Genomic DNA, 12,659 nt, shown 5'->3' on the forward strand with positions numbered 1-12,659 from the left:
ATGTCGCGGCGCACAAGCCAAGCTACCTGCCACGGCTTATAATGGTGGTTTGGCCCGCCCACGCGGCCCCTCCCCACGAGAATCCCCGAAGACCATGCAGCAGACGATGAAGGCGCTGGTAAAGCGCAAGCCGGAACAGGGCATCTGGATGGAAGAAGTGCCGGTGCCGCAGGTTGGCCCCAACGAGGTGCTGATCAAGGTTGAGAAAACCGCCATCTGCGGTACCGACCTGCACATCTACAAGTGGGACGAATGGTCCCAGCGCACGATCCAGCCCGGTCTCACGATCGGCCACGAGTTCGTGGGCCGCATTGCCGAGATCGGCCCGGGCGTCACCGGCTACAAGGTGGGCGACCGCGTGTCGGCCGAAGGCCACATCGTGTGCGGCCACTGCCGCAACTGCCGCGCCGGCCGCCAGCACCTGTGCCCGAACACCGTGGGCATTGGCGTGAACCGCAATGGCGCGTTCGCTGAATACATGACCATGCCGGCCTCGAACCTGTGGCCGATCCCGGACCAGATCCCATCCGAGCTGGCCGCCTTCTTCGACCCCTACGGCAACGCGGCGCATTGCGCGCTTGAGTTCGACCTGATCGGCGAAGACGTGCTAATCACCGGCGCCGGCCCCATCGGCATCATCGCCGCCGGTATCGCCAAGCACGTGGGCGCGCGCAACGTCGTGGTCACTGACGTCAACGATTACCGCCTCAAGCTGGCCGCCGACATGGGCGCCACCCGCGTGGTGAACGTCGCCAACCAGTCGCTCAAGGACGTGGTGAAGGACCTGCACATCGAAGGCTTCGACGTCGGCCTGGAGATGAGCGGCAACCCGCGCGCCTTCAACGACATGCTCGAGTGCATGTACCACGGCGGCAAGGTGGCCATGCTCGGCATCATGCCGCGCGGCGCCGGCATCGACTGGGACAAGGTGATCTTCAAGGGCCTGACCCTGCAGGGCATCTACGGCCGGAAGATGTACGAGACCTGGTACAAGATGACCCAGATGGTGCTCACCGGCTTCCCGCTGCAGAAGGTGCTGACGCACCAGATCGCCATCGACGATTTCCAGAAGGGCTTCGACCTGATGGACGCGGGCGTCTGCGGCAAGGTCGTCTGCAGCTGGACCTGAGTCACCGGACGGGAGCCCACGGCGTGGGCTCCCGTCGTCGTTTTTAAGACTTCGCCACCTTCCCTGCGCGCCCCCGACGAGTACACTTTCCGCCGGGGGTAACGCGTCGAAAGGGGTCGTTGGTATGGACACTCGCAAAAGCTGGCGGAGCCTCCCCTGGCGGGACGCGCGCGACCGCGCCCTCGCTACCTACCGGTCGCGCCGGGCCCGGCGCATCGCCCTCGGCCTGGGCATCGCCCTGGTCCTTTTCGCACTGCTCGGCTTCCTCGCCGCCCCCTCGATCATCCGTTCCCAGATCGCTACGCGCGCCAGCGCCGCCCTGGGCCGGCCGGTCACCGTGGGCGATGCAAGCTTCAACCCGTTTACCCTGCGCCTCACCCTCGACCGCGTGCACGTGGCCGAAGCGGACGGCAAGACGGCTTTCGTCGATGTGGGGCGGATCATCGCGGACGCGTCGTGGGCGTCACTGTTCCGCGCGGCGCCGATCCTCGACGAGCTGCGGATCGACAACCCGCAGGTGCACCTGCAGCGCAGCGCGCCGCAGCAGTTCAACTTCACCGACATCCTCCAGCGCTTCAAGAGCCAGCCGGCCGCGCCCGACACCGGCCCTGCCCGCTTCGCGCTGTCCAACATCGCCATCCACGGCGGGCAAATCGATTTCGATGATCGGGTGCTCGATGCGAAGCACCGCGTGGATCACCTTGAACTCGGCATTCCGTTCATCGCCAGCCTCCCCAGCGACACCGATATTTTCGTCCAGCCGCTGCTGGCCATGACTATCGACGGCAGCCCGTTCAGGGCGCAGGGCCAGACCAAGCCCTTCGCCAGCAGCCGCGAATCGACCATCACCTTCCACCTCGACCAGCTCGACCTGCCCCGCTACATCGGCTTCATCCCCACGCCGTTGCCGGTCAGCGTCCCCGAGGGCAAGTTGTCCGGCGTGCTCATGGTGGATTTCGCCATGGGCGAGAAGCAGCCGACGGTGCGCATCAAGGGCCGGCTGGGGCTGGATGGGCTCAAGGTCACCGGCAAGGATGGCGGCGCACTGCTCGCGATCGGCCATGGCGAGGCGGAACTTGCCGTGCTGGACCCGATCACCTCGCGCTATCGCCTCGGCGCGGTCACGATCAAGGATGCCGCCCTGCGCTACGCGCGCCTGCCTGGCGGCAAGAGCAACTTCGACGCGCTGATGGGTGGCGCGGAGAAACCCGATCCCAAGGCCGTGCCGACGGACGTGCGGATCGACACGCTGACGCTGGCAAGCACGCGCATCGATTACGCCGACCTGGCCGCGCCTGCGCCGGCACACCTCACCCTTGAGAACCTCGCGGGTACCTTGCGCGGGTTGAGCACCGTGAAAGCGCCGCCGGCCGCACTCAACGTCTCCGCCAACCTGGCCGGTGGCTCGCTGTCGACCACCGGCGCGTTTGACCTGGCCGCAAGCCGCTACGACGGCAAGCTGGAGATCCGGCAGGTGTCGCTGGCACCGCTGATGCCGCTCACGCCGCCCATGCTCGACGCCGATATCACCGGCGGCAGCTTTACGGCCGATGGCGCATTGAAGGCCGACTGGCACGAGGCGGCCACGGTGCGCCTGGAACGGGCGAAGGCCCGGCTCGAGGGCTTCAACCTGGTGCCGCATGGCGGCCGGGCCTCGCCCATCACGTGGAAGTCGCTCACGGCCACCATCGCCACGGTGGACATGGCCACGAGTGAAGCGCGCATCGATACGCTACTGCTTGAAGGGCTCGCACTCGACGTGAAGCGGCTCGCCAACGGCAACCTCGATGTCCTCAGCCTGCTCCCCGCCAACGCGAGTGCGGCGCATCCCGCGGGCCATGACTGGCACTGGAGTGTCGGCCATGTCGGGCTGAGCGACAGCAAGCTGACGCTGCGCGATGCGAAGGCACCGGGCAAGCGCAACGGCATCAACCTCACCGCCAGCGCGTTCGGGATAGACGGCCTTTCCGACGACCTGCGCAAGCCCATCACGCTGGACCTGAAAGGTGCGCTGGGTGACGGGACGTTCGCCGTCACCGGCAAGGTCCGGCCCACGCCGCTCGACGCGGACCTGACGCTGCAGGCCACGCGACTGGATATCGCGCCGCTGCAGACCCTCGTCACCGTACCGCTGAACGTCACGGTGGCCAGCGGCCTGCTCAGCCTCGACGGGCAGGCGCGTTACACGGATCGCGGGAAGGATGCCGCGCGCATCGGCTATCGCGGCAAGGCCACGCTTGGCCGCGTGCGCGTGCAGGACAAGGTGACCAACGACGACTTCCTGCGCTGGAACTCCCTGAGCGCAACGAACATGGCGCTTGCGCTGGGTGACGGCGTGCCACGGGTCGACATCGGTGGCCTCGCGCTCGACGACTTCTACGCCCGCGTCATCGTCAACGCGACCGGCCGCCTCAACCTGCAGGACGTCGTCGCCAGCCCGGAAGCGCCGGGTGCCGTCTCGGTGACGCAGGCACAAGCCAACCCCGCGCCTAAACCAGCCGACGAGCCCGTCCCCGTACCGGCAGCGGCGGGACCGGACGCCGATATCCGCATTGGCCAGGTCACGCTCACCAAGGGGCGGCTCAACTACACCGATAACTTCATCAAGCCGAACTACACCGCCGACGTCATGGACCTCACCGGCAAGATCGGTGGCTTCGGTACCGTCGCCGGTGCGCCGCCGGCACCGATCACGCTGCAGGGCCAGCTCGACGGCAACGCGCCGGTGGATATCGAAGGCACGATCAACCCGCTGGCGCCGGTGGCCTTCCTCGATATCACGGCGAAGGCAGAAGGCATCCAGTTGACCAACCTGTCGCCCTACTCGGGCAAATACGCGGGCTATCCGATTACCCGCGGCCGCCTCAACGTGGATGTGCACTACACGCTGGACCAGCGCAAGCTCAACGCGGACAACCACATCTTCATCGACCAGCTCACCTTCGGCGACCGCATCGAAGGGCCAGGCATCAGCCACCTCCCGGTGAAGCTCGCCGTGGCACTGCTGCGTGACAGCGATGGGCGCATCGACGTGCACGTGCCGGTCACCGGCTCGCTCGACGATCCGCACTTCAGCGTTGGCGGCCTGGTATGGCGCGCCATCGGCAACCTCATCGTCAAGGCGGTGACGTCGCCGTTCCGCCTGCTGGCGTCGGCGGGCGGCGGCCGCGAGGATCTCGGCTACGTCGAGTTCGCTCCAGGCTCCGCCGTACTCGATCCGGCCGCGGAGACGAAGCTGGGCGAACTGGTGAAGGTGCTTACGAACAAACCCTCCATCAGCCTGGACATCATCGGCCGCATCGACACCAGCAAGGACGAAAGCGGGCTGCGCAAAGTGATGGTGGACGACCTGGTCCACCAGGAGCAGGTGAACGACAAGGGCGACGACACCACGCCACCCACCCAGGAGCAGCAGGACAAATACCTGGAGCGCGCCTACCGCCATGCCTCGTTCCCCAAGCCGAAAAACATGATCGGCCTGACCAAGTCGCAGCCACCGGACGAGATGCGCACCCTGATGGAAACCAACATGCCCGTGGATGCGGACGCGCTGCGCCACCTCGCGGAGCGCCGTGCCAACGCGGTACGCCAGTGGCTGCAGGGCAAGGTGGACGACAAACGGGTGTTTGTCCTGGCGCCCAGGCTCGACCCCAAGGGCATCGACGACGGCGGCAAGACCACGCGGGTGGACTTTGGGTTGCATTGAACGGCGCGTTAGAATCGGGGTTTTCCCGTCCCCGGAAGCCGCCCCATGTCTTATCCCGCCCAGGACCGCCTCGCCGCCGAACTCGCTTCCATCCGCGAGCAGGGCCTGTTCAAGGCCGAGCGCATCATCGTGTCGCCGCAGTCCGCCGAGATCGAGCTCGAAGGCGGCCGCAAGGTGCTCAACTTCTGCGCGAACAACTACCTGGGCCTGGCCGACCATCCCGAGGTGATCCAGGCGGCGAAGGATGCGCTGGACACCCACGGATTCGGCATGGCCAGCGTGCGCTTCATCTGCGGCACGCAGGACCTGCACAAGGAACTCGAGGCGAAGATCTCGCGCTTCTTCGGCACCGAGGACACCATCCTCTACGCGGCCTGCTTCGACGCCAACGGCGGCCTGTTCGAGCCGCTGCTCGGCGAAGAGGACGCCATCATTTCCGACGCGCTCAACCACGCCTCGATCATCGACGGCATCCGCCTGTGCAAGGCCAAGCGCTTCCGCTACAACAACTGCGACATGGCCGACCTGGAAGCGCAGTTGCAGGCCGCCGATGCCGCCGGCGCGCGCACCAAGCTGATCACCACCGACGGCGCGTTCTCGATGGACGGCTTCATCGCGCCGCTGGATGAGATCACCGCGCTGGCGAAGAAGTACAACGCCCTGGTGCACATCGACGAATGCCATTGCACCGGCTTCCTGGGTGATACCGGCCGCGGCTCGGCCGAGTTCCACGGCGTGCTGGACAAGATCGACATCTTCACCGGCACCCTCGGCAAGGCCCTCGGCGGCGCGCTGGGTGGCTTCACCAGCGGGCGCAAGGAAGTGATCGAGATGCTGCGCCAGCGCTCGCGCCCGTACCTGTTCTCGAACTCGCTGCCGCCGCACGTGGTCGCCGCGGGCAGCAAGGTGTTCGACATGCTCGACGCGGCCGGCGACCTGCGTGAGAAGGTGAAGGAGAACACCCGTTACTTCCGCGAAAAGATGACCGAGGCCGGCTTTGACATCCGCCCGGGCCAGCACCCGATCGTGCCGGTGATGATCTACGACGCGAAGCAGGCGCAGGCCATGGCGACGGAACTGCTGGACGAAGGCATCTACGTCACCGGCTTCTTCTTCCCGGTGGTGCCGCAGGGCAAGGCGCGCATCCGCACGCAAATGAGCGCCGCACATACCCGCGAGCACCTGGACAAGGCGATTGCCGCGTTCACCAAGGTGGCCAAAAAGCTCGGCGTCCTCAAGGCCTGATGTCAGCGCCGCCTTAGTGCGGCGACTTCGCTATCGCTCAGATGCCGCCAGGCGCCCTTCGGCAACGTGCCGAGGGGCAGCTCGCCGATCGCGACGCGCACCAGCCGCTGCACATCAAATCCGAGCACCTGCATCAGCCGGCGGATATGCCGGTTGCGGCCTTCGTCCAGCGTCACTTCCAGCCACGCGTTCTTCTCGCCCTGGCGCAACAGGGACGCGGCGGCCGCCTTCAGCTGTTCGCCCTCGTCGACGATACCCGCGAGCATCGCCTGCAGCGTCGATGCGTCCGGATGCCCTGCCACCTGCACGTGATAGGTCTTCGGCACGTGCGTGGCCGGATCGGTGATGCCCGCCGCCCACACGGTGTCGTTGCTGAGCAACAGCAGGCCTTCGCTCGCCTTGTCCAGGCGCCCCACGGGCCCCAGCCACGGCAAGCCCGCGCCTTCGAGCAACGAATACACCGTATCGCGCCCGCGCTCGTCGGCGGCCGTGACGACGATGCCGCGCGGCTTGTTCATCGCAAGGTAGACCGGTGCCGCTTCCGTGGCGCCCCCGCCGTCGACCTCAATGCGCTCCGTACCACGGATCGGGAACTCCGGGTCGCGGACGACGCGCCCATCCACGCGCACCCTGCCCTCGCGGGCGAGCTTCTCGCCCTGGCTGCGCGAACAGATGCCGCGCTTGGACAAGACGCGTGCGAGACCAAACGTGGGGGTACGAGGGCGAGCGGGCATCCGCAAAGGATAACGTGCTCTACTTCCCCTTGGCCCACCCGTAAGGACGCACCCACGTGAAAGCCGCGCTCTTCGCCCTGTGCACGCTCGCCGCCAGCCCGCTTCTCCATGCGCAGGCGCAGGCAAGCCTTGGGGACCCGATGCTCCACCTCGGCACGATGCCGCTCTACGACACCGTGCCCGGTGCGAAGGGCCACGGGCTCGACGACACGCCAGGCCTCACCGTCTTTCCGCCCATCGGCACGCCCAACGGCACCGCGGTGATCATCGCGCCAGGCGGGTCGTACCGCGGCCTCGCCGGCGACCTGGAGGGCCGCGAAGTCGCCGACTGGTTCGCCAGCCGCGGCGTGGTCGCCTTCGTGTTTCGATACCGCCTGGGCGAACGCTACCCGCTGCCGGTGCCGCTCATGGACGCGCAGCGCGCCGTGCAGGTGGTCCGTGCGCACGCGGCGGATTACGGGATCGATCCACGCAAGGTGGGCTTCATGGGCTTCTCCGCGGGCGGCCACCTCGCCGCTACGCTGGAGACCCAGGCGGGCGTGGTCGCCGGCGGCGCCGACGACGCGATCGGCCGGACCGACCCGCGCCCCGACTTCGTCGTGCTCGGCTATCCCGCGTTTTCCATGTTCGACAGCGACCAGCGCAGCGCGCTGGCCTACTGCGTGACGCTGAAGGTGCCACCGTCGACCTGCACTCCCGCCTACCTCGAGCGCTACCAGCCCGTGCGGCATGTCACGGCAAACACGCCGCCGACCTTCATCTTCCACACGGCGGAAGACGAAACGATTCCCGTCGAAGGCAGCGTCGCGTACTTCCAGGCGCTGAAGCGCGCTGGCGTGCCCGCCGAGCTGCACGTCTTCGAGAAGGGGCCGCACGGCACGGGACTGGGCGCGACGTACCCGGCGCTGCGGGTGTGGCCGGCGCTGCTGGAGCAGTGGCTGGTCGGCCGCGGCCTGCTCCCGAAGTAAGGCGCGCAGCCAAAAAAAAACGGCATGCCGAGGCATGCCGTTTCGGAAAAGTCGTTGAAGGGACCCGTCAGATCTTGGCGATACCTTCGGGACGCTTGGCGCCTGCGAAGTGCTTGGACCAGTACGCCTCGTTGAGGCTATCCACGCGCACCGTCTTGCCAGCCGACGGGGAGTGGATGAACTGGCCGTTGTCGATGTAGATGCCGACGTGCGAGATGGCCTTGCCGCGGGTGCGGAAGAACACCAGGTCGCCCGTCTTCATTTCGGTGCGCTTGACCGACAGCCCCGCGAGGAACTGGCTGGCCGAGTTGGTCGGCAGGTCCAGGCCGATGCTCTTGGCGAAGACGTAGCGGACGAAGCCGCTGCAGTCGAAGCCGGCGGTCGGCGTGCGGCCGCCGCGGTGGTAACGGATGTCGCGGAGCTTCATGGCGAACGAGAGCAGGGCTTCGCGGGCGTGGCCGTCAACATGGCCAGCGAGGCGGGCCGTGGCGGCGGCGACGAGGCTGTCGTCTTCGTCGTCGGCGTCGAGCGCGTCAGCTTCCTGGGTGTCCTGCACGGAGGCCACGGCGGCCTTCGGGGCGATGAGCGTGGCACTGTCCGGGATGATGGACTGGGCCAGGCCCGAGGCCGGGGCAAACACCGGCAGGTCGGTAAGAAGGAGCGTCGCGGACTGGTCAAGGCCTTGTGGAGCCTGGACGGTGTCGGCGATGGCAGGTGTTACAGCGGCGATACAGCAGCTAGCAAACGCGAGAGCGGTCAGTCGCTTGAAATGCATGAGCGAGAAGGCCTGTTCCGTGTTGGGTTAAGCCGCCGTGAAGGTGAGACGACCGTGAACGAGTGGTGAAGTTAGCAAACCCCATTAGCCCTGTTGTTGGCATAAAGTTAAAAACGGCCATTCCTAGGAAATATTCAGAGAATCCGCAATAAATAACGCGGATCCAATCACAATACTGAACAGATTTAGGCACTTGCTTCACGTATGTGAGCAGGAAAAGGGGCCGTCACCGGCGCCTGCTTGCCGAATTGCATTAACTGAACTGATTAGTGCTTGTAATTCCGTGCACCGAAAATGGCGCTGCCGATGCGCACTTCCGTGCTGCCTTCGGCGATGGCCAGGGCGTAATCGCCGCTCATCCCCATGGACAGCCGCTCGACCTCGAAGCCCGCGTCGCGGGCGCTGTTACGGCACTGATACACGTGCCGGAAGTTGGCCCGGACCACGGCCTCATCCTCGCTGTGCTCGGCGATGGTCATAAGGCCGCGCACCCGCAGGGAGTGGAACGCCCGCAGCTCGCCCAGGAAGCTGAGCAACTGGTCGGGCGGCAGGCCGGTCTTGCTGTCCTCGTGCGAGGTTTTCAGCTGCACCAGCACGTCGATGGCCCTGCCCTGCGCCTGCAGGGCCTTGTCCAGGGCCACGGCGAGGTCGAGGCGGTCCAGCGACTGCACCTCGGAGGCGAGGGCCGCCACGGCCTTCGCCTTGTTCGTCTGCAAGTGGCCGATCACCACCCAGTCCAGGCCGAGGGGGGCCAGCTCGGCGGCCTTGGCCTGGATTTCCTGCACCTTGTTCTCACCGAAGCGGCGCAGGCCCAGGCCGGCCGCCTCGGCCACCACGTCGGCACCGAAGGTCTTGCTCACCGGCAGCAGGGCTACCCCGGACGGATCGCGGCCCGTCGCATGGCAGGCCGCGTCGATGCCCGCCCGCGCGGCGGCGAGGCGGCCTGCCAGCGTGGCGAGGTCGTCCGTCATGCCCTGGCGGCTTCCTGGAAGTGCCGGGCCACGACGTTGGCCACCACCATGCTCACGCGCTTGCCGGTGGGGATGTGCAGGAACTCGTTCGGGCCGTGCGCGTTGGAATGCGGGCCAAGCACGCCGGTGATCAGGAACTGCGCCTTCGGGAATTTCTCACCCAGCATGCCCATGAAGGGGATGCTGCCACCCTCGCCCATGTAAGCCGCCGGCTGGCCGTAATAAGCCTGCGAGGCCTCGGCCACGGTCTCTTCCAGCCACGGCGACAGGGCCGGGGCGTTCCAGCCGCTGCCGTCCTTCTCCAGGGCGAAGGTGACCTTCGCGCCGTACGGCGGATCCTTCTCGAGCAGCTGCTTGAGGAACTTGCCTGCCTCGGCGCCGTTCAGGGTAGGCGGCACGCGCAGGCTCAGCTTCACCGAGGTCTTCGGGCGCAGGACGTTACCCGCGCTCTCCAGGGCCGGCATGCCGCCGACACCGGTCACCGACAGCTGCGGACGCCAGGTGCGGTTGAGCACCAGCTCCGTGAGGTCGTCCGCGGCGGGCTGCATGCCTTCCACGAACGGGAACTTGTCGTACACGGCCGTGCCCAGGACGTCCGCCGACTTGCGGGCCTGCTCCACGCGCTGCGCCGGGATATCGACGTACAGCTCCTTCGGAAGGATCTTGCCGGTCTCTTCGTCTTCCAGGCGGCTGAGCAGGTCACGCAGGATGCGGAAGCTCGACGGGACTACGCCCGAGGCGTCACCGGAATGCACGCCCTCTTCCAGCACCTGGACGGTGAGGTTGCCGCCGGTCATGCCGCGCAGCGAGGTGGTCAGCCACAGCTGGTCGTAGTTGCCGCAGCCGGAATCCAGGCACACCACCAGCGCGGGGTTGCCGATGCGCTCGGCAAGGTGGTCCACGTAGTACGGCAGGTCGTAGCTGCCGGATTCCTCGCAGGCCTCGATCATGATGACGCAGCGCGCATGCGGCACGCCCTGGTCGCGCAGCGCGAGCAGCGCCGCCAGCGAACCGAAGATGGCGTAACCGTCGTCCGCGCCGCCGCGGCCGTAGAGCTTGTCGCCCTTCAGCACCGGGGTCCACGGGCCGAGATCGTCCGCCCAGCCGGTCATCTCCGGCTGCTTGTCGAGGTGGCCGTAGAGCACGACGGTTTCATCCGTGCCGCTGCCGTTGACGCCCTGCGCCGGCACGTCGATGTAGATCAGCGGCGTGCGGCCTTCAAGGCGCACCACCTCCAGCGTGGCGCCCTGGAACGCGGGCAGCTTCGAGCGTGCCCAGGTTTCCATCAGGGTCACCGCCTGCTCCATGTAACCGTGCTCGCGCCACTGCGCATCGAACATCGGCGATTTGTTCGGGATGCGGATGTAGTCCATGAGTTGCGGGACGATTTCCTGGTCCCACAGGCCGCTGACGAAGGAAGTAATGCGAGAGGTGTCCATGGCGAGCCTTGGTCGTCGAGTCAAAGGGCGATTGTAACAGCGCCTGCCTGGCGGCTCTGGCGTGTCAGCGAACGCCCACGCCGCGCGGGCGCACAGGCCCACCCCCTGCGCTCCATGCCGCCGCTTAGCGGGCGGGCCGCCACGGGGCACAGTGCCCGTGCGCCATCCGGCGCCTATGCCAAGGAATCAAACCATGTCTCTTCGCCATCTCGTCTTCGTCGCCGCACTGCTGGCGGCACCCGCCTTCGCCTCCACGGCCGTCAACATCAACACCGCCGACGCCGGCACGCTTGCCCAGTCCCTGGATGGCGTGGGCCTTGCCAAGGCGCAGGCCATCGTCGCCTGGCGCGAGGCCAATGGCCCGTTCACCTCCGCGGACCAACTCACTGAAGTGAAGGGCATCGGGCCCGCGCTGGTCGACCGCAACCGCGATGCCATTCAGTTCGACGCGGGCAAGGCGGCCGCGAAAGCGCGCCCGGCCAAGGCCGCCAAGCCCAGGAAGGGCGCGCCGGCGGACGACGAGGGCTGATCGCGGGGCTGATCGCGGGGCCGTCCCCGGCGGCGGCCTCTTCCACTCTCCGATGGACGCGCTACACTCCCGCCCCATGCCGGGCCGGGGGGCCAGGTATCGGACCTGGGGCAAAGAAGATCCAATGATCCTTCCGCGTTACCGCATCGCCGAGTCGACCATCAAGGGGGCCGGCAAAGGGCTGTTCGTCGACGAATTCGTCGCCGCCGGCCGCATCGTCACCGCGCCCGATGAGATCGACAAGACGTACGCCTGGGCCGAGGTCCAGGCCTCCGGGCAGATGCATGCCGCGGCCCGCTGGTTCGCCGATCGCTACACGCTTTCGCCCGACTGGCCCGACGAGTGCTACGTCAACCACAGCTTCCAGCCGACCGGCCTGTGGCATCTCGGATTTATTTTTGCCTTGAACGACTTACCGCAAGGCACTGAAATCACAGTAGATTATCGGCATCTTCTGGCGCCCGGCCAGGAAGAGGACTTTGCCGATGCCCAAAGTGGTGAGAAAATAACCGGCTTGTCCTGGCAGGACAGCCTCCGGCTGAGCACACGTGCTCTCGCTGCCCTGCTCGGTTGAAACCTCTGGTCACATCGATGGCAACTGCAGATATTCCCGTTCTGGAAACGCCGCGCCTGCGGCTCACCGCCCTGACCGAACGCCATTTCGACGATTACGCCAGCATGCTGGCTGACGCCGAAAGCACGCGCTGGGTGGGTGACGGCCAGCCCCTCGACCGCATGAACGCGTGGCGTTCCATGGCCATGCTGCTTGGCCACTGGGCCCTGCGCGGCTGCGGCATGTGGGCCATCGAGCTGAAGGACACCGGCGAGTTCATCGGCCGTGCTGGCCTGATGAAGCCGGAAGGCTGGCCGGACCTCGAGCTCGGCTGGATGCTGAAGCCGGAGCACCGCCACCACGGGTATGCCACGGAAGCGGGCTCGGCCATCCTCGATTTCGCCTGGCACCAGATGCACGCACAGCGCGTGATCAGCCTGGTGCGCATCGGCAACGAAGCCTCCGACCACGTGGCCGAGCGCCTGGGTGGCGAGCACATCGACAACATCGACTTCCTCGGCGGCGCGACGCACCTGTTCGCGTATTACCCGCCCCACCGCGAAGTCCGCCGGGCGAGCTGAGCGCGCCACGGCCGACAGCGAAGAAAAAA

The 12,659-nt window shown here is 66.9% G+C and carries 11 protein-coding genes; 7 read left to right on the forward strand and 4 right to left on the reverse strand.

Annotated elements, in window-relative coordinates; all coding sequences use genetic code 11:
• Positions 1-94: 94 nt before the first annotated feature.
• From tdh to kbl, 3 genes are all read left to right on the forward strand, one after another.
• The gene (gene tdh, locus FIV34_RS14070; RefSeq protein ID WP_211352636.1) at positions 95-1,129 is read left to right on the forward strand and encodes an L-threonine 3-dehydrogenase; all 1,035 of its coding nucleotides are present in this window, start codon (positions 95-97) and stop codon (positions 1,127-1,129) included.
• Positions 1,130-1,253: 124 nt separating this feature from the next.
• Positions 1,254-4,835 (forward strand): DUF748 domain-containing protein, encoded by a 3,582-nt coding sequence (locus FIV34_RS14075; RefSeq protein WP_139983788.1) that lies wholly within the window; start codon positions 1,254-1,256, stop codon positions 4,833-4,835.
• Positions 4,836-4,880: 45 nt separating this feature from the next.
• Positions 4,881-6,080, forward strand: coding sequence for a glycine C-acetyltransferase (kbl, locus tag FIV34_RS14080; protein WP_139983790.1), 1,200 nt, complete (start codon positions 4,881-4,883; stop codon positions 6,078-6,080).
• A gap of 2 nt (positions 6,081-6,082) precedes the next feature.
• Here the strand turns inward: kbl and FIV34_RS14085 are convergent, their stop codons facing one another.
• A complete protein-coding gene (locus FIV34_RS14085; RefSeq protein ID WP_139983791.1) occupies positions 6,083-6,814 on the reverse strand; it encodes a pseudouridine synthase in 732 nt (243 codons plus the stop codon).
• Positions 6,815-6,870: 56 nt separating this feature from the next.
• Between FIV34_RS14085 and FIV34_RS14090 the strand changes: the two genes are divergently transcribed.
• The gene (locus tag FIV34_RS14090) at positions 6,871-7,782 is read left to right on the forward strand and encodes an alpha/beta hydrolase (protein ID WP_211352637.1); all 912 of its coding nucleotides are present in this window, start codon (positions 6,871-6,873) and stop codon (positions 7,780-7,782) included.
• 67 nt (positions 7,783-7,849) lie between these two features.
• Here the strand turns inward: FIV34_RS14090 and FIV34_RS14095 are convergent, their stop codons facing one another.
• The 3 genes from FIV34_RS14095 to FIV34_RS14105 all read right to left on the reverse strand — a co-directional run bounded on the left by FIV34_RS14095 (position 7,850) and on the right by FIV34_RS14105 (position 10,967).
• Positions 7,850-8,557, reverse strand: a complete 708-nt coding sequence (locus FIV34_RS14095) for a C40 family peptidase (protein ID WP_139983792.1) — start codon at positions 8,555-8,557, stop codon at positions 7,850-7,852.
• A 266-nt stretch (positions 8,558-8,823) separates the two neighbouring features.
• Complete coding sequence (locus FIV34_RS14100; protein WP_139983793.1) at positions 8,824-9,528, reverse strand: YggS family pyridoxal phosphate-dependent enzyme; 705 nt, start codon at positions 9,526-9,528, stop codon at positions 8,824-8,826.
• The gene (locus FIV34_RS14105; RefSeq protein ID WP_139983794.1) at positions 9,525-10,967 is read right to left on the reverse strand and encodes a M20 family metallopeptidase; all 1,443 of its coding nucleotides are present in this window, start codon (positions 10,965-10,967) and stop codon (positions 9,525-9,527) included. The genes FIV34_RS14100 and FIV34_RS14105 overlap by 4 nt, the downstream gene beginning before the upstream one ends.
• Positions 10,968-11,160: 193 nt before the next feature.
• On the opposite strand from FIV34_RS14105, the gene FIV34_RS14110 reads away from it, so the two are divergent.
• The 3 genes from FIV34_RS14110 (at position 11,161) to FIV34_RS14120 (ending at position 12,630) form a co-directional block, all read left to right on the forward strand.
• On the forward strand, positions 11,161-11,496 hold the full coding sequence (locus FIV34_RS14110; protein WP_139983795.1) for a ComEA family DNA-binding protein: 336 nt from the start codon (positions 11,161-11,163) through the stop codon (positions 11,494-11,496).
• A 124-nt stretch (positions 11,497-11,620) separates the two neighbouring features.
• A complete protein-coding gene (locus tag FIV34_RS14115) occupies positions 11,621-12,070 on the forward strand; it encodes an SET domain-containing protein (RefSeq protein ID WP_139983796.1) in 450 nt (149 codons plus the stop codon).
• A 17-nt stretch (positions 12,071-12,087) separates the two neighbouring features.
• A complete protein-coding gene (locus tag FIV34_RS14120) occupies positions 12,088-12,630 on the forward strand; it encodes a GNAT family N-acetyltransferase (protein WP_139983797.1) in 543 nt (180 codons plus the stop codon).
• Positions 12,631-12,659 lie beyond the last annotated feature (29 nt).

Origin of the sequence: Luteibacter pinisoli (assembly GCF_006385595.1) — a bacterium.
In the GTDB taxonomy this organism is placed as follows: domain Bacteria; phylum Pseudomonadota; class Gammaproteobacteria; order Xanthomonadales; family Rhodanobacteraceae; genus Luteibacter; species Luteibacter pinisoli.